The following is a 22765-nucleotide window of genomic DNA, read 5'->3' as shown; positions in this document are numbered from 1 at the left end:
AGATTATATATTCAAGGTAGAACATGTTATTTTTTAAAAAAGTAAAAAAATTATTTAAAGATCCAGAATTATTTTTCCATGACTATAACATTAAAAAAAGAGCTAAAAATAGTTTAATAATTAAAAAATTAGGTAATAGTCATATTCCATATTCAACCTACACAATAGTCTCAGCTGTTTATAATGTAGAAAAATATTTAGATGATTTTTTTACTTCAATAATAAATCAAAGTATAGGGTTTGAAAAATCAATTCAATTAATAATGGTAGATGATGGTTCTAGTGATAATTCAGCTAATATTATTAAAAGGTATCAAAAACTATACCCTGAAAACATAATATTACTTCATAAAGAAAACGGCGGACAAGCAAGTGCTAGAAATCTTGGACTAAAATATGTTAAAACTCCTTGGGTAACTTTTACAGACCCTGATGATTTTTTAGATAAAGACTATTTTAAAAATATAGATATAGAAATATCAAAAAACAATAATTTAGCAATGGTAAGTTCAAATATTATTTTTTACCATGAAAAAGATAATTTTTATAAAGATAATCACCCACTAAATTATAAATATAAAAATAAAAAATCAATTAAAATTAAGGATTTGGATAAAAATATACAGCTTTCAGCTGCTAGTGCAATTATAAAAATTGAATTAATAAAGGAATTTAAATTTGATGAAGATTTAAAACCTTGTTTTGAAGATGCTAAATTTATAAATGAGTATTTATTGGATAATTTAGAAAAAGATGCAATATTTATTGAAAATGCTAGATATTTTTATAGAAAAAGAGTTGATGAGAGTTCTACGCTTGATAAAGGAATTAATAATGAGTATTTTTTAAATGTTACAAAAAATGGAACACTAGAAATTATAAAAAAAAATAATAATATATTTATACAAAATGTTTGTCTATATCATCATATTTGGCAAATAAGAATTATATTAAACAACCCTAAGACTATATCAAAGTTAAACAAAGATGAAATAAAAATTTATAAGCAAAATTTAAATGAACTTTTTAAACATATTAAAGTTACAACAATTGAAAAGTTTAATATCGCTGGATGTGATTTTTATTATAAAATAGGTATGTTAAATTGCTTTAAAAAAGAAGATTCAAATTTCAATATTTGTTATATCAAAAAAATATGCAATTATAAAAATGAAATTTTACTTAGTTTTTTTACTAGAAATAAAAACTGGAATTTAAAAGTAGAATTTGACAACGGTAATTATGAAATTATTAGTAAAAAAACAATAGAACATAAATTTATAGATGAAATATTTATTTATGAAAACTATGTGTGGATTAAGTATTCATTTTTAGCAAATAACTTTAAGCTTTATTTAGATAATAAAGAAATGATGATTGGATATGGAAATTATATTTATGATTTAAATAAAATTTCTTCAAATAATTCTAATATTTGGGTATTTATAGATTCTGATATGAGGGCTGATGATAATGCAGAGCATTTATATAGATATGTTATGAAAAATCATCTTGATAAAAAAATATGTTTTGTTTTAGATAAAAAGTCAAAAGATTGGGAAAGATTAAAAGAGGAGGGTTTTAACTTAGTAGAGTTTAAATCTCATACATATTACAAAATAGCAAAAGAAACGCAAGTTTTAATTTCATCACATGCTGATAGATATTTTTTAAATGATTTTGATTTATTCTCTAAAACCAAATTTGTATTTCTACAGCATGGTATAACTAAAGATAATTTATCAAATTGGCTTAATGGCAAAACTATAGATTTACTTATAACCGCAACCAAGGCAGAATATAATTCTATAACAAATGAAAATTATAAATTTTCTCATAAAGAAACTAGATTAACAGGTTTTGCTAGACATGATAATTTAATTCATCTTGTAAAACATACAAATTCAACAAATACAATAATACTAATGCCTACTTGGAGACAGTATTTAGTAACTAATAAAAACAATACTTCAGAAAGAAATAAAATTAATGATATTATAGATTCTAATTACTTTAAAACATATAAAAGTTTTTTAATGAACCAAAAAGTATTGGATATCCTAAAAGCTCATAATTATAAAATAAAAGTCTTATTACATCAAGCTATGAGTGTTTACAAAGATGAATACCAAAAATTAACAAGCCAATATGTTAATTTTTATAATTTAAGTGATATTTCACTACAAGAAGAATTGATAACTTCCAAGGCCTTGATAACTGATTATTCTTCAATCGCATTTGAAATGGCTTTAATTAATAAACCTGTAATTTATTATCAATTTGATAAAGATGAATTTTTTGCAAACCACACATATGCACAAGGATATTTTGAATATGAAAGAGATGGGTTTGGAGCAGTTGTTGAAACAGAAGGTAGTTTAATAAAAGAATTAGAAAATTTATTTAAATTAGATTTTAATATTGAACAAAAATACCAAGAGAGAATTAATAATACTTTCGTATTTAAAGATTCTAAAAACTGCGAAAGAATTTATCAAGAAATTATAAAACTATAAGGAATTAAAATGATAAACAATATTATAGATTTTTTAAAAAAATCAAGCAAAAATTTTCCAGATAAAGTTGCTATAGTAGAACCTTTCACTACTAGTTTAGCTTTGAATAAAAAAAATAAAATCACTTATAGTAAACTAGATGAGTATACAGATAAACTAGCTAGTCATATTATTAAAACCATTGATAATTTAAATGAGCAATTTCCAATTTTAATAATTCTCCCAAAAGGAATTGATTGTTTAATATCTTTTTTTGCAGTTGCTAAAAGTGGTAATTTTTATACCTTACTTAGTGAAGATACTCCTAAAGAGAGATTAGATAAAATAATCTCAAAATTAGAACCAAAAATTATAATAACCAATAAAAATACACAGTTAAATTACAATATACACACAGTATTCATTGAAGATATTGATAATTTTAGTACAGATTGTGATTTACTAAAGCAAAAATATAATGAGCACATAGATAATAATTTATTGTATGTTTTATTTACTTCAGGCTCAACTGGCGAACCTAAGGGTGTTTGTATATCACATAAAGGTGTGATTGATTATGCTTTAGCAATTTGTGAAACTTTTAAATTTAATAGTGATTTTATTTTGGCAAACCAAACACCTTTTTATTTTGATGCTTCTATAAAAGATATATTCCCAACAATAGCGGTTGGTGCAACATTGCATATAATCCCAAATTCGGCATACGCTTTTCCTATAAAAATAATCAAATATTTAGAAGAAATGAAAATTAACACTATTATTTGGGTTCCTACAGTTTTAACATATTTTTCAAATTTTAAAGATTTTGATAAACTTGAATTAAATGAACTAAAGCGAGTTTATTGGAGTGGTGAAATAATGCCTACAAAAACTTTCAATAAATGGAGAAAACAATTTCCAAACATTGAGTATGCAAATTTATATGGACCAACAGAGATTACAGATACTTGTTCTTATTATATTTTTGAAAGAGAAATTCTAGATAATGAAATAATACCTATTGGGGGGGGTATAAAAATACACAATTATTGGTATTTGATGAAAATATGCAACTAATAACAAAAAACAATGTAGACATTAAAGGACTTTTATTTGTAAGAGGTTGTGGTGTAAGCTATGGATATTACAATGATAATAAAAAAACTAACAATAGCTTTATTCAAAATCCTTTACATAATAATTATCAAGACTTAATCTATAACACAGGAGATATTGTCGCGTATAATAAACATGGGGAATTAGTTTGTTATGGAAGAGCAGATAATCAAATAAAATACAAGGGGCATAGAATAGAATTAGGTGAAATTGAAAATATTATAAATTCACACGATTTAATTAAAAATGTAGCTTGTATTTTTAAAGATGAAATCATTTGCTTTTATGAAAGTGAAGAAGAAATTAATATAAAAAAATATTTGGTTGATAAATTACCAAACTATATGATACCTACAAAAATTATAAGATTGGATGGTTTTAAACTAAATCAAAATGGAAAAATTGATAGAAAATATTTAAAAGAAAATTATTAAGGAGAAAACATGAAAAAGCAAATTATAAAAATTTTAACAGAAGATATGGAATTAAATATTAATGGAAATGAAAATAACTTAATTCAAAATAAAATACTAGATTCTTTAGCTATTATGAATTTAATTGGTAATCTTGAAGAAAAGTTTAATATTGAAATTGATTTTGGAGATATAACAGAAGAAAATTTAAACAGTATAGATGATATAGAAAAACTCATAACTAGGTTAAAGTCATGAATATAACTTGTTTTGGAACATGTGATATGATATGGACTGGCCCTTTCATTAAAGGACTAAAAGATTCTGGCAACAACATTTTAGCATTAGCTCATTCTAACACAAGTATGGGTTCTAATATTTATCACCTTATTAAATATAAAGATAAAATTATAAAATCAGATCTTATTATCATAGGAATTTCAGAAGAAAGTAGTAGAAATGAAATTATAGAAAGCCATGAAAAGTTAAGCTTATATTTTTATAACGAATTAGTAAAAATTAATAAAAAAGTTTTAGTTATTATATGGCATTACGTTAATATGTATACACAAGATGGTGTTGTATATGATTATTCTAAAACGCAAGAAAATTTATGTAAACATTTTGGGTTTAACTATATTGATTTATTTACCTATTTTAAAGATAAAAATATATTTGATTTTTATAATAACCAAATAGACAAACATCATCCAATATATGATACCGTATACCTATTCGCAATGGAAGTATCTAAAAACATAGATAAATTTAATTACCCTATGAAAGTTATTGAAGATTATAATATTGATTTTAATGTCTTGGATAATAATACTTTGCAGTATAAAAATACATTGAAAGTGAGAAATCACCTGCAAAATCAAAATATCATAAAATTAGAAAACACTCAAATAACTTTTCCACCAAGTGTATATGATCATTATTTAGTGAGTATTCATACATGGAATAGAGCGTTAGGTATGGATAATTCAAACTATGGTTTGATAAAAATAACAACTTCAAACACTGCTACAAACCTAACCCTATGGGGATGGGAGCATATAGCAGACTTATATCTTAACGAATATAGAATTGATGAAAACTTCATTGTAAAAACAATAAAAAATTTTGACAGCCCTAAAGAATTTAGGTGTATAAATGTAAGTAATTTTAGTGAAAAAGTTGGAATAATAGGCTTCTTAATAAGCAATAAAACTATAAAATCAATTAAAAAAATTGAGCTACAAAATAACTCTGATTTTAACTTTAATCATATTGGTGATATTTTCATACAATTACAAAATGTAGTTAATGATTATTACAAAAGAATAAAACAAGATATAGCATATCTTGACCAGCTTAAAAATGAAATTGTGCAAGATAGAAAAAATTGGAACTATAAAGGTGTAAAAGAAAAATATAAAAAAATTGTCGCGCTAAATAACAAATATATTTTCACTTATCTTGACTTCTTATATAACATCGGTGATTATCAAGAAATAATAGATATTACAACCGATTTAAAAGTCTTTGAAAATGAAGAATTTTATAAATCATATCAAGACTATAATAAGATGTGGGCAATTTTCAATTTAGTTAAATTTTATTACTTAATTAATATAGAAGATTTATCTTCAAATGATAGTGAAAGAAAACTATATGCAAGCTATAAATTTCTAGATATAAAGCACTTAAATAATGTATTAAAGGATAAAAATTTTTATAAAGACCATTGGAGTTTTACTTTTATTATTAATGCAATTTTTAATAAGCTTGTAGAAAACAACAGACTAGACATAGAAGTTGCTAATAATATTATTCAATATTTAAACAAATATAATACTTCAAAAGATAGAAAAAAATACATTGTAAAAACAATAGTTCACTATTTTATCTTAAAAAGCAAAAGCTTTTTTAATTTTAATTATAATTTAATTTTTTTAATTGACTGTTTAAAAGATAATGATTTGGGTGGTAAAGAATTACAAAAACTAGTATATAGTTTAATTAAATTACATGGTTTAAATAATATAAATACATTGCAAAAAAATTTAAATAATATTAAAGTAGCAGTCTGTATGAGTGGTCCTTTAAGAGGGGATTATATAAAATCGTTAGAGTTATTAAAAAATAATATCTTATTGCCTTTAAATGCAGATTTGTTTGTTCACACTTGGGAAAATACTAGATTATATACAGGATTTAGAGGCGGAAATATATGGCATTCGCTTTTTGGAAGCGAAATTTCAAATAAAGCAGTTGGAGAAATAATAAATAAAGAATTATTACAAAAACTTTTACCAAATACATTTAAAGTATTATCGGCTGAAATTATTCTTAAAACAGAGTATGATTTTTTCAATAATGTTAATCCAACTAATATACTAATTGATAGCGAAAAAAATTTTGAAAACAGCTTTAAAGACTATCAACTTTTAAAATATTCGAGAACGCAAAATTTAAATATTAGTAAAATGTTTTATGGCATTCAAAAATCTCTCGAACTAATGTTACAACATGAGATAAAAAATAATATAAAATATGACTTTATTATAAGATTAAGGCCTGATGTACCTATTTTAGAACAAATAACATTAGAAAAAATACAAAAAATTCAAAATGGTCAAATTCAAGTTTCTTTCACAGAATTTGGAATGGATGATACTACGTTTATAGGAAGAAGAATAGATATGATAAAACTCATGCAATATTTTCATTACGTAGATAGCTTAAAAAAACTAGATATCTTCAATATTAATGAAGATTCTCCACATGATACATTGATAAGTTACTTAATTTACAATGGTTTAGAGAATGTTGATTATAAGATAATTAAAAGCTCTGATATATCTTTTTGTACAAAATCCATAAGACCTGATTTTGATGAAGCATTACAAGAAGATTTTAAAAATATACAAGATGAAAATTTAAAGAAAAAACTTATTGATTTTTTTGAAGAAATTAAAAAACAAACTAGAGTGGTAAAAATCCAATGAAAACATTAATAGTAGATTTAGATGGAACCATAACAGTTGACACAGATTGTGAGTATGATGATAAACCAGTCAATCAAGAAGTAGTTAAAAGACTAATGGAATATAAAAAAATGGGATTTAAATTAGTTATCAACACAAGTAGAAATATGAAAACTTATAAAGGAAATATAGGCAAGATAAATATTAACACTTTACCTAAAATAATAGAGTGGTTAAATAAACACAATGTCCCATATGATGAAATAATTATTGGAAAACCTTGGTGCGGAGAAGATGGATTTTATATAGATGATAAAGCTATTAGACCTAGTGAATTTATATCTAAAAGTTATGACGAAATAAAAGAATTGCTAAATAAAGAAGCTTTGCATCAAAAATCAAATAATTCAAGCGACCATAAAGTTACAAACATTAGTGGGGGGGGTATAAATGATTATCATAACCTCTGCTCGTTATGTAAATCCGGAACTAGAAACAGAATTTGGAAAAGTACCACCATCGTTTCTACCAGTAGGCGGAAAAAAATTATATGAATACCAATCTTCATTATTTAAAAATATAAATGATAAAATTATACTAACTATACCAAAAAGTTACGAACTAAATAAATATGATAACCTAAAATTAAAAGAACTTAAAATAAATATTCTAAGACTAGATGAAAACTTAACATTAGGGCAATCATTATCTCAGGCAATTTGTTTAAATTTAACTAATACAAATTTAAAAAAAGGTTTAAAAATTTTACATGGTGATACATTTTTTAAAAATTTAAACTTTTTAGATAATAGCATAGGAGTATCAAGAAGCAATGATAATTATAATTGGACTTATCTACTTAAAGATACAAAGCCTATATTCCATATAAAAAATAATCAAGAATTGAATACTAAAGATATACTCAATGGTTTTTTTGAAGTTCAAAACATAAATTATTTTTTAAAATGCCTAATTGAATGCGATTATGATTTTAAACAAACACTATTAAATTATTCAAAAAAATATAATTTTAATTTAAACACAAATCAAACTTGGCTTGATTGTGGTATTGCGACAAATTATTTTAATACCAAAAAGACTATAACCACAGAAAGAGCATTTAATTCCTTAAAAATCATCAATGGTTATGTATGTAAAAGTTCTTCTATGGATAATAGGATAAAAGCAGAACAAAATTGGTTTGGCTCTTTACCAAAGGAATTATCTTTATATATACCTCATTTTTATTTAGAAAATAACAAATACTATACAGAATATCTTTATTTAAATACATTATCAGAGCTTTATGTTTTTGGAAAAATCAATAAAATTACCTGGGAAAGAATATTTTTAAGTTTAAAAAATTTTCTAACTATATTACATAGTCATAAAACAAAAGAAGCAGTTAGCTATGATTATAAATTCAAAACACAACAAAGATTAAAAGAATTCTCTAAAGAAGCTAACTTTAACATTGATAAAAACATTATTTTTAATCAAAAAATTAATACTAGTATAAATGAAATTATAAAGGACATTGATAGTAATCTTATAGAGCAAAAACAAAATAGTTTTATTCACGGAGACTTTTGTTTTAGCAATATTTTATATGATTTTAAATCTGCTTCTATAAAAACAATTGATCCTAGAGGAATGGATTTCAAAAACAACATAACACCTTACGGAAATAGTTCGTATGATTATGCTAAGTTATTTCATTCAATTATTGGACTATATGATTTTATAATTGCAAAACACTATAAATTAAAATTTAAAAACACAAATGACAATTACATAATAGATTTTAGTTTATATAAAAATAAAAGTATTGATGAAATACAAAGTAAATTTTTAGAAATTTTTCAAAATACTTTTAATATAAAAGAGATTTATATTATAACAATTCATCTTTTTTTATCAATGCTTCCGCTTCACAGCGATGATTTAAAAAAACAATATGCCTTACTTGCAAACGCAATAAGATTATATATAGAATTTAAGGAATTATAATGACAATAATATTTCCAATGGCAGGACTTAGTAGTAGATTTTTTAAAGCAGGATATAAAATACCAAAATATATGCTTCTTATAAATAACAATACTTTATTTTATGAAGTAATAAGTGGCTTTAATAAGTATTTTAATGGCTGTAATTTTTTATTTATTTGTAAAAAAGATTATAGCACTAAAGATTTTATTATTAAAGAATGTAAAAAGTTAAATTTAAAAACTTATATGGTTATTGAACTAGATTTTGATACTTTAGGTCAAGCGCATACCGTATACTTAGGTTTAGAAAAGTCTAATATAAAAGATGATATTTTAATTTTTAATATAGATACAATTAGACCTAATTTTCAATTACCAAATGAAGAATTTTTAGCCAATTGTGATGGCTATTTAGAAGTTTTTGAAGCAGATGGAGATAATTGGTCGTTTATTCTACCTGGCACTGATAACTTAGTCTTAAAGACAACAGAAAAAGAACGCATATCATCTTTATGTAGTAGTGGGCTTTATTATTTTAAAAACTCAAACGATTTTATAACAATTTTTCAAACAATGTTAGTAAATAATGAAACTTCAAAAAATGAATATTATATAGCACCTATGTATAACTATCTTATAAAAGATAAAAAAGTAATTAAATACTACCAGATAAAACAAAACGAAATTATCCCCTGTGGAACACCTAATGAATATGAAATGATAATAAAAGAAATTGAAAGCTATAAATAATTTTTTAATATTCAACAAAACTAATTAAAAATTAATTTTTAAATTCTCTTTTAGTATTTTAATAACTTCTGAAATATTTGCACAAATATCACCGAAACCATGCTTATGATAATCAAAATAACCTTTATCATAAATATGGCTATAATATTCTTCTTCGCTAAATTGAAAATATATAATTTTCTTTTTAAGTAATGCAAAATCAAAAGCTATTGATGAATAATCCGTTATTAAAATACTAGCTTTGCATAAATATTCTTGAATATCAATATCTTGCATATTTACAACTTCTACAAAAGAAGACAATTTAAAATCATCTAAATATTCAAGCATTGCAAAATGTGGCATAAAAACTACTTTATATCCATTATTTTTACACAATTCTTCCAATTCTTTACCGGTTAAAAGTTCTTTATAATTTTGATAATATAAACTAGTATAAAATTTATCATTTTTCTTTCTTTTATATGTTTGTTTATCAATTTTATCTGCCAAATACTCTCTCCAAGTAGGAAAAATCAAAATCATCTTTTCTTGTTTAATCGCCCTACTTTTTTCTATAAGTTTTTCAAATCTAGGCATGCCAGTAAGCACAACTTCTTTTGAACTTAGCTTATAATCAGAATAATCACTAACAATAGAATTATATTCATCAGTTGTACTTGTAATTATTAGCGAAATATCTTTAGAATTAAGCCAGTTTGATATATTATCCTTAGTTACTCCATGTTGTAAAAATATATAATCTTTATTAAATAAAGTATATTTACCAATACCTTTTAATAAATAATTATCAGTATGTGAGCTTATAATCTTTCTAGCTTTAAACAATTGTATTTTAAACCAAATTCCAGAACTAGATACTACATTAAATTTCTTGTTTTTTAATCTTATATAATCAGATGAGTTCTTGTCTATGACAAAGGCAATTTTTTGTTCTGGATGATTTTTTTGAATATATTCATAAAGATACTCTGCATTATCATTTGCTTTATACTTCCTATCAGCAAATAACCATAATTCATGTTTTTTATATCCTAAATGATGTCGTATTTCTTGATATATCGCTTCATTTATTTGAATATTTTTACTAAAGCTTTTATTGTTTATATATTCCATAAATTCAAAATTATCTGATTTTATCGTTGTATCATACTGAATACCCAATTGTAAAAAATACTTGATTTTATAATAACTTTTATCTTTATTAACCAATGTTTGATTATTTAACACTACTTCTATATTTTTTATATACCCTACTTCTTTAAGATATATAATTTTCTTATAAATAACAAATTCATCTAATAAATTAATTTGTTGAATTTTAATCAAATCTATATTAAATTTTTTATTGTTTATAAAAATTTCTAGTTTATCTTCTTTTGTAACAGAATAATAACTTATTCTTAAATATTTTTTTGTGTATTTTTCTAAAACACAAGCATTTGTATATTCTGAATAATTTTTATATTTTTTTAAAACTCCTAATAATAAATAATTATTTCTTAATAAAAAAGAATTCTTAATCACATCAACATCTAAATATTTAAATATATCTATTAGTATATTTTCAAGACATTTTTTTTCCTCAATAGCTAAACTAATAACTTTTAAATAATTTTCAATTAGCTCCTTTATCATCCAATAAACATCATAAATAATAGTCTGCTGTATAAAATTAGGGATATACCCTAACTCATTTTGTGTATATTCAAGTAAAGCTAAGTATCCACGAGATGAAACATCTAAAAAATATCTTTTATCTTTTAATTTTTTATCAAGCGTAGAATTACCATCAACTCTTTTTCTATAAAAATATCTAGCATTTTCAATAAATATTGCATCTTTTTCTAAATTATCCAATAAATACTCATTTATAAATTTAGCATCTTCAAAACAAGGTTTTAAATCTTCATCAAATTTAAATTCCTTTATTAATTCAAATTTTATAATTGCACTAGCAGCTGAAAGCTGTATATTTTTATCCAAATCCTTAATTTTAATTGATTTTTTATTTTTATATTTATAATTTAGTGGGTGATTGTCTTTATAAAAATTATCTTTTTCATGGTAAAAAATAATATTTGAACTTACCATTGCTAAATTATTATTTTTTGATATTTCTATATCTATATTTTTAAAAAAGTCTTTATCTAAAAAATCATCAGGGTCTGTAAAAGTCACCCAAGGAGTTTTAACATATTTTAGTCCAAGATTTCTAGCACTTGCTTGTCCGCCATTTTCTTTATAAATATAAGTAATATTGTTTGGGTATAGTTTTTGATACCTTTTAATAATATTAACTGAATTATCACTAGAACCATCATCTACCATTATTAATTGAATTGATTTTTCAAACCCTATACTTTGATTTATTATTGAAGTAAAAAAATCATCTAAATATTTTTCTACATTATAAACAGCTGAGACTATTGTGTAGGTTGAATATGATTTATAAGGTAGTTTAAATATTTGTTTTTTAAATAATTTAATTTTAAAATCATAAAAAAATTCATTTAAATGTGTAATTTTATATTTGTATGTCATAATAACCTTTAAAAATTTTTAATATTTTAGGATAAAAATGCAAATCAGTATAATTTCAACTGTGTGTTATAAAAATAAAAAACATTTCATATATAAAAGAGCATTAGAGTTAATTGAATATTTTAAAAATACAAACTATGAATTTATAATATCTGATGCTAGTAAAAATAAAATATTAAAATCTAACTACCCAAATATAAAAATTATACACACTAAATATCAAAATCCATTTTCTCCAGGAATCGCTAGAAACCAAGCAATAATACATTCTAGTAAAAAATATATATTATTTTACGATATTGATTTATTAAATGATGATAATTTTTTTATTAAATTATCAAATAAAGTAAATCAAGAATTAGAAACTAATATAAAAAAATTTATTTTAATTCCATTTGTATATCTAACCAAAACAGGAACACAAGAATTTGAAACAAACAAAAATTTATCTATATTAAAAAATAGCTATTTAGAAGGTTCTAGAAAACTTATAGAAAATATAGGTCTTAATGGGGTTATTATGATTATTAACAAGGAGTATTTAAAAAATATAGGCTTATTTGATATAAATTTTCAAGGACATGGTGGCGAAGACCTAGAATTAGTTCATAGATTAATTGCAAACAACCCTATCGCAAAAAAACCAAATGATTATTATATTAATGAAACTTCAAATATAGTTGCAAACCTAAAAGGTTTTAGAAAGTATATGGCGTACTATACACTTCCATTATTTTTTGAAGATTTAATATTAATTCATAGATGGCATGATAGACCATTGTTTAATAAATTTTATTTCAAAAAATCAACTAACCAAGACTTACTTATAAAAAAAATGAAAGAGTATGATTATAAAAATAATAATGTTTGGAAAGATGAAAGAGAATTACCAGAATTTATAACCTATTTAAAACAATTATGTAAAAAATATAACATTGAAAATAGCATAGGTTTATATTCTTATGATAAAAAATATAATAAATATAGCTTAAAATCTAAATTAAGAAAATTAATTACTAGACCAAAAGATTTTTTTAAAGATATTAAATTAAGGAAAACAAAATGAAACACATATTTAGAGAATACGATATTAGGGGGATTTTTGGGACTGAGATTAGTCCTAGTTTTACCAAGGCTTTAGGTTTTGTAATAGGTAAAATTATGCTTAGTAAAAATGCAAAAAGCGTAAGCGTAGGCTATGATGCAAGACTTAGCAATAAAGTCTTAAATAATGCTTTAATTTATGGGCTAAATCGTGCAGGAATTAAGGTTTATTCACTTGGACTTGTTCCTACTCCACTTGGATATTTTAGCAATTACGCTTATGAAATTGATGCAAATATTATGATAACAGCATCACATAACCCTAAAGAATACAATGGCTTTAAAATCACCATAAATAAAGAAAGTTTTTTTGCAAAAGAGCTTAGTGATATTTATACTGAAGTTGCAAATCACATAAAAGATTTTGATGATAAGATTGAAAATGCCGAATATGAAGAATTAGATATTAAAACAAAATATATTGAGTTTTTGCAAAAAGAATTCGCTCATCTTAAAAACGCCAATATAAATCTAGCAATTGATACAGCTAGTGGTGCAGCTTGTGAAGTTGTAGCAAATATTTTAGATATTTTAAATATTAAATACGCTCACTATTTTAGTGAATTTGATGGTGAGTTTAAATCTCACGAGCCAGACCCAACAGAAGAAGAAAATCTATTTGCTATTAAAAATGAGCTTAATTTTAGCAATTTTTCTCATCATTGCCCTACTCCACTTTATAAAAATAACTATGTTAAAAATACTGCGACACTTGGCTTTGGTTTTGATGGAGATGCTGATAGAATTGTATGTGTTTTAAAAGATAAAATCATTAAAGGTGATGAGCTTTGCTATCTATTTGCAAATAATATTAAAAACCCTAAAATCCTTTGTGAAGTTAAATGCTCAAAAGTGATTTTTGATAAAATCAACGAGCTAGGAACTTGCTCAATGTGTAAAACAGGTCATTCAAATATCAAAAAAGCTATAAAAGAATTAAATGTAGATTTAGCAGCAGAACTTAGCGGACATGTATTTTTTAATGACAAATATTATGGATACGATGATGCGATTTATTCTATGCTAAGAATTATTGAGCTATATTTAAAAAATCCTAATTTTATTGATATTTTAAATAACTTACCTAAAGCATATTCAAGTAATGAAATAAAAATAAAAGTAAATGAAAATGATAAATTTAATATAATAAATACTTATAAAGAAAAAATAAAATCTCTTAATCTAAATGCTAAGCTAATTGAAATTGATGGAGTGAGATTAGAATTTGAAAATGGATTTTCACTACTTCGCGCAAGTAATACTAGCCCTTATTTAGTAGCTAGATTTGAAAGTATCAGCGAAGATAAGTTAAAAGAAATCAATGATTTTACCTTTAAACTTTTAGATGAAATAATTAAAAATTAATTAGTTAATAAGTTTAGGTTAATATAACTAAAAAATTTTAAAATACCCCCCCCACGCTCAATATTACATTGTGGGGGTAGTATTCTAAGTGAAAGAAAGTATGAATATAAATAGTTTAATAAGTAAATTTAATAATGAAAATATTTTATTTTTACAAGGACCTTTAGGGCCTTTTTTTAAGCGTTTTAGCAAATACCTTAATAAAAACAATAAAATATACAAAATTAATTTTACGGCGGGTGATTTTATATTTTATCCATCAAAATATAATTACAAAGGAAGTTTAAACAATCTTAAATCATACTTAGATAATTTTTATAAACTCAATAAAATCACTTGCATTATATTATTCGGCGATACTAGGCCAATTCATGAAATAGCAATTAATTTAGCTAAAAAATTAAATATAAAAATATATGTATTTGAAGAAGGATATTTAAGACCAAATTATATTACTTGCGAAATGACTGGCGTTAATGCAAACTCACTTATGAGTAAAAATAAAAATGATTATAAAAAACTAAATACTTATAAAGAAAACTCAAAACTATTTAAATCAAGTTTTAAAATAATGGCTTTTTATGCTTTAATGTATTATACATTTAGCATTATATTTCAAGTATTTTATAATAACAAAAACTATCATAGACCACTAAATATAATGGAGCTTTTTAGATGGTTTAGACATTTTTATAGAAAGGCTAAATATTCAATTTTAGAAAAAAATGTAGATAATTTAGCTAAAAAATATTCCAAAAAATATTTCTTAGCAGTTCTTCAAGTACATAACGATAGTCAAATAAAAAAGCATTTTAAAGACAAAGGTATGAAAAAATTCATAGTTAAAACCATAAAATCATTTGCTAAAAATAGAGCAAATAATAATGTTTTGATATTTAAACACCACCCATTAGATATTGCATATACTGATTATTCAAATATTATAAATGAACTTACCAAAAGACTTGGTATAAATGATAAGGTGTTTTATATTCATCGTGGAAATATCCCAAATCTTTTAAAAAATGCTAAAGGCTGTATATGTATAAATAGCACGGTGGGAATGCAAGCACTTTATCATAATTGCCCTACTATAGTATTGGGTAATGCAATTTATAATATAGATGGTTTAGTCTATAAAAATGACCTTGATAGCTTTTGGCAAAATGCTCATAATTTTGTAAGCGATTATGATTTATACTTGAAATTCCAAGGGTATTTATTAAAAAACAATCAATATAATGCAAATTTTTACTTAAATTTCAAAGAATTTGAAATAGGAAATTAAATGTGGCATATAATAAACGCGCTTATTTTAAGAGAGCTTAAAACTAGATTTGGTAAAAACCCAACTTTAGGTTATGTATGGGTTATACTTGAACCTATGATGCATGTTTTGTTTATGCTAGTAATTTTTACTTTAATTAGAAATAGATTATTACCACAAGTTCCTTTTAGCTTATTTTTAATAACAGGTATGGTTCCGTTTTTTATGTTTAGAAATATTGTTAATTTTATAATGAATGGAATTGAAGCTAATAAAAGTTTATTTACTTACAAGCCAGTTCGCCCTATTCATGTATTTTTAGCTAGAGCCTTACTAGAAGGTATTTTATATTTTGTTATTTTTTGTATTTTAATGATTACAACGGGATTTTTTATAAACTATAATATTATTCCATTTAATATTGTTTATAGTCTTTTAATGTTTATTTGGCTAGTTATTATTGCATTTGCTTTAGGACTTTTACTAGCTGTTGTTTTTTATGGTAGAGATGTTATAAAAAATATTATAGGCTATGCACTTACTATGATGTATTTTGGTTCTGCTATTATGTTTCCTTTATGGATAGTCCCAAACCAAATGATAGATATTCTAGCTTATAACCCAATCTTGCATATAATTGAACTTTTTAAAGAAAATTATTTTGAAACCTACCCTATAGTAACTCAAATTAATATTGAATATCCTTTAATTTGCACTTTAGTTTTATTATTTTTTAGTCTTGGCTTATATTATAAAAAAAGAGTGGAGCTTGGCACTGCATGATTAGACTTGAAAATATCACAAAATACTTTGTATTAAACAATAAAAAAAAGCATTATATTTTTAAGGATTTAAATTTTACTTTTCCTGATAATTGCTCAATCGGTCTAATGGGAAAAAATGGTGCAGGAAAATCTACAATGCTAAGAATTTTAGGCGGACTTGACATTCCTAATCGTGGTAAGGTAATAATTGATAAGAGTATTTCTTGGCCTGTTGGATTTGCAGGTGGATTTCAAGGAAGCTTGAGTGCTAGAGATAATATCAAATTCATAGCTAGAATCTACGGATATAGTGGAGAAGCTTTAAAAGAAAAAATAGAATATGTAAAAGAATTTGCTGAACTTGGAGATTATTTTGATGAGCCTATTAGAAGCTATTCATCAGGTATGAGAAGTAGAATTTCATTTGGTCTTAGTATGGCTTTTGATTTTGATTATTATCTAATAGATGAAGCAGGAGCAGTTGGCGATCCATCTTTTAGGGCAAAAAGCCGTGCAATATATGAAGAAAAATTATCAAAATCAAAGGTAATTATGGTTTCACACGATATTAACGAAATAAAAACTTGGTGTGATAAAATAGTTTTTTTAGACAATGGAATAGCCACAATCTATGATGATGTAGATGAAGGAATTAATAAATATAAAGAAAGTTGCTAATGAAAAAAAAGATTATAAAATTTATAACAAGCTTTAAAATTATTATAGTTTTAAGCTTAATTTCACTGATTTATTTTGCTTTTATAGCAAGTTCAAGATATGAAAGCACAGCAATAATTGGAGTAAAATCTACAAGCACTACCACTGATACATCTAGCCTAATACCAATAATAGGACTTACAAGTTCATCTAAAGAAGATTTAATGTATCTTAAAGAATATATAAATTCATACGATATGCTAACAATTTTGCAAAAAGATATAAATATCAAAGCTATGTATGAAGGAAAAATTGATTATGAATTATTTTTGAAAAATCTTGATGTAAAAGAAGATTTTTTAAAATATTATCAAAGTAGAATAAAGGTAGTTTATGATGATATTACCGGACTTTTAAGTATTAAAATTAACGCATTTTCTCCAGAAGATTCTAAAAAAATAGCCGATACGATACTTAAGGAAAGTGAAAATTTCATAAACGAAATATCACATAAAATCGCAAGAGAGCAAATGAGTTTTGCAAAAGAAGAATTAGAAAAAGCTAGTTTAGAGCTAAGTAAAGCCCAAGATGAAATAAATAAATTTCAAAATACAAATTCTATGTTAGACCCTGTAAGTCAAGCAAAAACCCAATCAGCCATAAAAACACAAATAGAAGAAAAAATAATAGCAAAAGAAGTAGAACTTGCCACATTAAATAGTTACTTAAACTCAAATACTCCACAAGTAAAAGCATTAAAATCAGAATTAGACGCACTAAAATCTCAATTAAAAAAAGAAGCTAATAAATTAACTTCAAAAGATAAAAATGATAAATTAAATTATTTAGCAATTGATTTTAGCAATCTTAGTTTTAAATTAAAATTCGCTGAAGATGCTTATAAATTAGCTCTAGCATCTTATGAAAAATCAAGACTAGAAGCTAATAAAAAGTTAAAACAAGTTATTATAATTTCTTCGCCGGTTTTATCAGAAATTGCAATATATCCAAATGTAATTTATGATGTATTCTCAGTATTTTTTATATTAACATTAGTTTTTGGAATTATTAAATTTACATATTCAATAATAGAGGAGCATAGATATTAATGAAAAAAATATTTTATATATTAGTATTTTCAATATTAGCATTTGCAGTTGATGTAGCAAATATAGCAGTAAATAATACTCAAGAAGAAATATCGCAACAAGTGAATAATAAAACATTTGGAGCACACCTATTCTCAGGTAATTTTAAGCAATTTAGCAAACATATTTATAATCCAGATTATAAAATCGCAATAGGAGATATAATAAATATTAAGCTTTGGGGTGCAGTAGAATTACAACAAAAATCAAGCGTTGATTCTCAAGGAAATATATTTATTCCACAAGTTGGAGTTATTCATTTGTTAGGAGTTAGCAATAAAGATTTAGTAAATATTATTCAAAATAAAGTAAGAAATACTTATAAATCAAATGTATATTCATACGCAGATATGGATACTTACCAAAATATTTCAGTATTTGTTACGGGAAATGTAAATAAACCAGGACTTTATGAAGGGCTTAGCTCGGATTCTTTAATTCAATACATTGATAAAGCAGGTGGAATAAATCTTGAATATGGAAGCTTTAGAAATATTCAAATTCTAAGAAACAACCAACTAATTAAACAAATAGACTTGTATGATTTTTTATTAAATGGCAAATTAGATTATTCTATGTTTAAGAATGGCGATGTAATTTTAGTAAAACAAATCAATGGCTATGCAAGTGCTAGTGGTGATGTATTAAAGCCTTATAGATTTGAATTAGGAGAGAATTTAAAAACATTAAATGATTTAGCTATTTTATCTAATGCAAAACCAACTGCAACAAATGCAATCATAAAAAGTTATGATGAAAATAACAAACTCCGTATAAATGCTTATAAAAAAAGTGAATTTGAAAATGTATATATTAATAATGCCGATGAAGTTGAATTTAGACCAGATTACACAGCAGATAAAATAAACATAAAAATTGAAGGCGAACATAATAGCTTACATTCATTAGTTTTAGATAAAGGAACTACATTGCAAGAAGCTCTTAGTTTATTAAATATGAATGATTTATCTAATAAACAAGCAGTGCAAGTGTATAGAAAAAGCGTAGCAGCTCTTCAAAAAAAATTAATTGAAGCCCAATTAAAAGAGTTAGAAACCTTAGCACTAACCACAACTTCAGCTACTTCAGAAGAAGCAAAAATTAGAGATAATTGGGGAACTAATATTTTAAAGTTTATTGAAAGAGCTAGAGCAATTGAGCCTAAAGGACAAATAGTAATTGATGATGAAAAATTATATTCTTCAATTGTTCTTGAAAATGATGATGTTATTAATATACCTAGCAAAAATAATTTAGTTGTAATTCAAGGAGAAGTTGCTCTTCCTGGTGCATTTATTCATCAAGATAAATTAAAAATAAAAGATTATATTAAAATGGCTGGGGATTTAAATACTAGAGCTGATAAAAAAAGAATTTTATTAATACATGCTAATGGAAAAGCAGATAAAATAAGCTTAGGAACTTTTAGCAGTGATAAAAATGCTAAAGTCTATGAAGGAGATTCAGTATTAGTATTACCTAAAATTGAAACTTACAACCTTCAAGTAACCGGTGTAATAACTCAGATTTTATACCAAATTGCAGTAGCAACTAAAGTAATTTTAGATATTTAATTTTATGAAAGGAAACACTATGAAAAAATTATTTTTAATTATAGGAGCACCTGGTAGCGGTAAAACTACTGATGCTAGCATAATTGCTAAAAACGAAAACTACACACACTATTCAACAGGCGATTTATTAAGAGCTGAAGTTGCAAGTGGAAGCGAATTAGGAAAACAAATAAACGAGCTTATCTCAAAAGGAAATCTAGTGCCTTTACAAATAGTTGTAAATACAATTATGAGCGCACTTAAAAAAGCTCCAAGTGATGTTATATTAATAGATGGTTACCCAAGAAGTGTTGAACAAATGCACGCACTTGATAATGAATTAGCTAAATCAAACGAAGTAAATCTTAGTGCTGTTATTGAAGTATTTGTAAGCGAACAAGTGGCAAAAGATAGAGTTTTAGGTCGTGCTAGGGGTGCTGATGATAATGAAGAAGTATTTAATAATCGTATGAAAGTATATACCGAGCCTTTAGCTGATATTTTAAATTTTTATAAAGCAAAAAATCTACATATACAAATCAACGGCGAACGCACAATTGAAGAAATTGTTGCAAATATGAGTGAAGAAATTAAGAAAAAAATCTAATCAAGGAGAAAAAAATGGATATTACAAAAATTAAAAGTGGAAATGCAGAGAAATTAAATGCAGTTATAGAAATTCCTTATGGCTCAAATATTAAATATGAGTTAGATAAAGATAGTGGAGCAATCATGGTTGATAGAGTTATGTATTCGGCTATGTTTTACCCAGCAAATTATGGTTTCGTGCCAAATACACTTGCAGCTGATGGTGATCCTGTTGATGTGCTTGTATTAAATGAATACCCAGTTCAAGCAGGCGCTGTTATTCCTTGCCGTTTAATTGGTGTTTTAATTATGGAAGATGAAAGCGGTATGGATGAAAAATTACTTGCAGTTCCTGTTAGCAAGATTGACCCAAGCTATGATAATATCAAATCTTTAGAAGATCTAGCACCACACAAACTTGCAAAAATCAAAAACTTTTTTGAAACATACAAAGCATTAGAAAAAGGTAAATGGGTAAAAGTTCAAGATTTTAAAGGCATAGCTGAAGCTACAAAAATACTTGAAGAATCAATCAAAAACTATAAATAATGTTAGCAGTCTTTAAAGACTGCTTTTAGATTAATTTTATCAAATATTCTTATTTCTTATAAAAATTACAAATCATAATAATCTAATTTAAAATATACGAAATCTTATTAATAATACATAAGTAAAAATATTATTATACTTAATTTTGTAAGTGAATACTAATTTTGTTGCTAGTATTATTTATAAATGCGTATATTTTAAATCATTTAGCATCTTATTAATTTCTTTATAAAATTATTCATTTTAATTTTAATACTCATTAAAAATCATATAATTTAACTATATTTTAAGTTATAATTAAAAGTATTTTTAGAATTTGATTTGTTTTAGAAATTAACTTAAAACTGCGTTGTATTAGAATTGCAAGGAATTTTATAAAGTATATTTTTTAACTTTATTTTAACACTAGCTAAAACCTTAAACCATATTCAAAATCACAAAAATACTCATTTATAGGATTTATATTATATATTTTGTAAAGTTTCATAAAAAAATATATATTATAAGTGCATGGTTTTATATATTAATTTTAAAGCTTTAAAACTCTATTATACAAAGTTTTAAGCAATTTTTACAATCAAATATTTTAAAAATTTTGCTATATGTAACATACACCCATTACAAATATACTTACAACAACCAATAAAAATATAAAATAATTGAGCTTGAATAATTAAAAAAAATAATAATTAAATTAAAAATTCTAATAATTTTGAATATTATAAAAAGATAAAAGCTTGAGCTAGTTATTACTAGCTCAAGTTATATATTAAGAGTGGTGGTTTATATTATTAAATTCATCTAAATGTGTTAATTCTTTAGAAGCCGCATCAAATGCAACTGAACCTAGTTTTAGATTAATATAACCCTCTTGAACTTGTGTTGGTTGAGCTATAGTTTCATTAAAGATATCTTTTTGAGTATCTAAAATATCCCCAACATTTACTTTAGTTTCATCTTTAGCTTCAACTTTTTCTTCTTTAATAGTTGGAATACTAATTCCAGCATCATCTCCTAAAATTGCACTTGGGTTAAGGTTAATAAAGTTACCTGCATTGATTTCAAAAGTATGACTAATTGCTGGTTCGCCAACTGGTTTGCACGCTACACAATCAAATACTTCATAATGATATGAGTTGCCTTTTTCACCTGTTAAGCCGATTTCAAATTTACCGCTATCCCAAATTGTAATATTTGTCCAGCTTTCAACCTTACCTGTAGCATCATTAACTAGATTTACTATTAATTCTGAACCTGGTTTTGCAGTTCCTGTAATAACTGGGCTTACGCTATCAGTTACATAACCATTAATTTTTTCAATAGCACTATTGCTATTTGCTTGATAGTAAATACCTTCATTGATTGTAATATGATTATTACTTACAACAACTTCACTTGGAACAACCACATCTACATTAGCATTGTTATCATTAGCTACTTCATCTTTAGCTGTATTTAGGTCTATTGTAAATGCAAATTCTTTAACAAG

At 24.4% G+C, this 22765-nt stretch carries 17 protein-coding genes and 1 pseudogene; 16 read left to right on the top strand and 2 right to left on the bottom strand.

The window, feature by feature from the left end; all coding sequences use genetic code 11:
- Positions 1-23 precede the first annotated feature (23 nt).
- The 7 genes and pseudogenes from AVBRAN12647_RS08505 (at position 24) to AVBRAN12647_RS08475 (ending at position 9737) form a co-directional block, all read left to right on the top strand.
- Complete coding sequence (locus AVBRAN12647_RS08505) at positions 24-2516, top strand: bifunctional glycosyltransferase/CDP-glycerol:glycerophosphate glycerophosphotransferase (RefSeq protein ID WP_336615022.1); 2493 nt, start codon at positions 24-26, stop codon at positions 2514-2516.
- 9 nt (positions 2517-2525) lie between these two features.
- Positions 2526-4045, top strand: a pseudogene (locus tag AVBRAN12647_RS08500) (amino acid adenylation domain-containing protein).
- A 9-nt stretch (positions 4046-4054) separates the two neighbouring features.
- Positions 4055-4282 (top strand): acyl carrier protein, encoded by a 228-nt coding sequence (locus AVBRAN12647_RS08495; RefSeq protein WP_336615021.1) that lies wholly within the window; start codon positions 4055-4057, stop codon positions 4280-4282.
- Positions 4279-7017 carry a hypothetical protein gene (locus tag AVBRAN12647_RS08490; protein ID WP_336615020.1) on the top strand — a complete coding sequence of 913 codons (2739 nt, stop codon included), beginning with the start codon at positions 4279-4281 and terminating at the stop codon, positions 7015-7017. Before AVBRAN12647_RS08495 ends, AVBRAN12647_RS08490 begins: the two co-directional genes overlap by 4 nt.
- Positions 7014-7550, top strand: coding sequence for an HAD-IIIC family phosphatase (locus tag AVBRAN12647_RS08485; protein WP_336615019.1), 537 nt, complete (start codon positions 7014-7016; stop codon positions 7548-7550). Before AVBRAN12647_RS08490 ends, AVBRAN12647_RS08485 begins: the two co-directional genes overlap by 4 nt.
- Positions 7447-9006, top strand: coding sequence for a capsular biosynthesis protein (locus tag AVBRAN12647_RS08480; protein ID WP_239802663.1), 1560 nt, complete (start codon positions 7447-7449; stop codon positions 9004-9006). The genes AVBRAN12647_RS08485 and AVBRAN12647_RS08480 overlap by 104 nt, the downstream gene beginning before the upstream one ends.
- The gene (locus tag AVBRAN12647_RS08475; protein ID WP_239802664.1) at positions 9006-9737 is read left to right on the top strand and encodes a glycosyltransferase family 2 protein; all 732 of its coding nucleotides are present in this window, start codon (positions 9006-9008) and stop codon (positions 9735-9737) included. Before AVBRAN12647_RS08480 ends, AVBRAN12647_RS08475 begins: the two co-directional genes overlap by 1 nt.
- Before the next feature lie 24 nt (positions 9738-9761).
- Here the strand turns inward: AVBRAN12647_RS08475 and AVBRAN12647_RS08470 are convergent, their stop codons facing one another.
- Positions 9762-12281: a CDP-glycerol glycerophosphotransferase family protein gene (locus AVBRAN12647_RS08470; protein ID WP_336615018.1), complete on the bottom strand. Its 2520-nt coding sequence runs from the start codon at positions 12279-12281 to the stop codon at positions 9762-9764.
- 37 nt (positions 12282-12318) lie between these two features.
- Between AVBRAN12647_RS08470 and AVBRAN12647_RS08465 the strand changes: the two genes are divergently transcribed.
- The 9 genes from AVBRAN12647_RS08465 to ppa all read left to right on the top strand — a co-directional run bounded on the left by AVBRAN12647_RS08465 (position 12319) and on the right by ppa (position 21276).
- Positions 12319-13347 (top strand): glycosyltransferase, encoded by a 1029-nt coding sequence (locus tag AVBRAN12647_RS08465; protein ID WP_239802666.1) that lies wholly within the window; start codon positions 12319-12321, stop codon positions 13345-13347.
- Positions 13344-14750 carry a phosphomannomutase/phosphoglucomutase gene (locus AVBRAN12647_RS08460; protein WP_336615017.1) on the top strand — a complete coding sequence of 469 codons (1407 nt, stop codon included), beginning with the start codon at positions 13344-13346 and terminating at the stop codon, positions 14748-14750. The genes AVBRAN12647_RS08465 and AVBRAN12647_RS08460 overlap by 4 nt, the downstream gene beginning before the upstream one ends.
- 88 nt (positions 14751-14838) lie before the next feature.
- Positions 14839-16038 carry a capsular biosynthesis protein gene (locus tag AVBRAN12647_RS08455; RefSeq protein WP_239802668.1) on the top strand — a complete coding sequence of 400 codons (1200 nt, stop codon included), beginning with the start codon at positions 14839-14841 and terminating at the stop codon, positions 16036-16038.
- Positions 16039-16800 carry a capsule polysaccharide transporter KpsM gene (gene kpsM, locus AVBRAN12647_RS08450; RefSeq protein WP_239802669.1) on the top strand — a complete coding sequence of 254 codons (762 nt, stop codon included), beginning with the start codon at positions 16039-16041 and terminating at the stop codon, positions 16798-16800.
- On the top strand, positions 16797-17459 hold the full coding sequence (locus tag AVBRAN12647_RS08445) for an ABC transporter ATP-binding protein (protein ID WP_239802670.1): 663 nt from the start codon (positions 16797-16799) through the stop codon (positions 17457-17459). The genes kpsM and AVBRAN12647_RS08445 overlap by 4 nt, the downstream gene beginning before the upstream one ends.
- Entirely contained in the window at positions 17459-18547 is a 1089-nt protein-coding gene (locus AVBRAN12647_RS08440) for a capsule biosynthesis protein (RefSeq protein ID WP_239802671.1), read from the top strand. The genes AVBRAN12647_RS08445 and AVBRAN12647_RS08440 overlap by 1 nt, the downstream gene beginning before the upstream one ends.
- Positions 18547-20160 carry a polysaccharide biosynthesis/export family protein gene (locus AVBRAN12647_RS08435; protein ID WP_214120547.1) on the top strand — a complete coding sequence of 538 codons (1614 nt, stop codon included), beginning with the start codon at positions 18547-18549 and terminating at the stop codon, positions 20158-20160. The genes AVBRAN12647_RS08440 and AVBRAN12647_RS08435 overlap by 1 nt, the downstream gene beginning before the upstream one ends.
- A 19-nt stretch (positions 20161-20179) precedes the next feature.
- Positions 20180-20746, top strand: coding sequence for an adenylate kinase (locus AVBRAN12647_RS08430; protein ID WP_267523145.1), 567 nt, complete (start codon positions 20180-20182; stop codon positions 20744-20746).
- A 14-nt stretch (positions 20747-20760) separates the two neighbouring features.
- Positions 20761-21276, top strand: coding sequence for an inorganic diphosphatase (gene ppa / locus AVBRAN12647_RS08425; RefSeq protein WP_214118956.1), 516 nt, complete (start codon positions 20761-20763; stop codon positions 21274-21276).
- A 769-nt stretch (positions 21277-22045) separates the two neighbouring features.
- On the opposite strand, the gene AVBRAN12647_RS08420 is transcribed toward ppa, so the two are convergent.
- Positions 22046-22765 (bottom strand): hypothetical protein (locus tag AVBRAN12647_RS08420; RefSeq protein ID WP_336615016.1); only part of this gene is annotated, 720 nt, incomplete at its 5' end.

The sequence above is a fragment of the Campylobacter sp. RM12647 genome (genome assembly GCF_020138135.1).
GTDB lineage: Bacteria > Campylobacterota > Campylobacteria > Campylobacterales > Campylobacteraceae > Campylobacter_E.
This window is presented reverse-complemented; position numbering and strand designations above follow the sequence as displayed.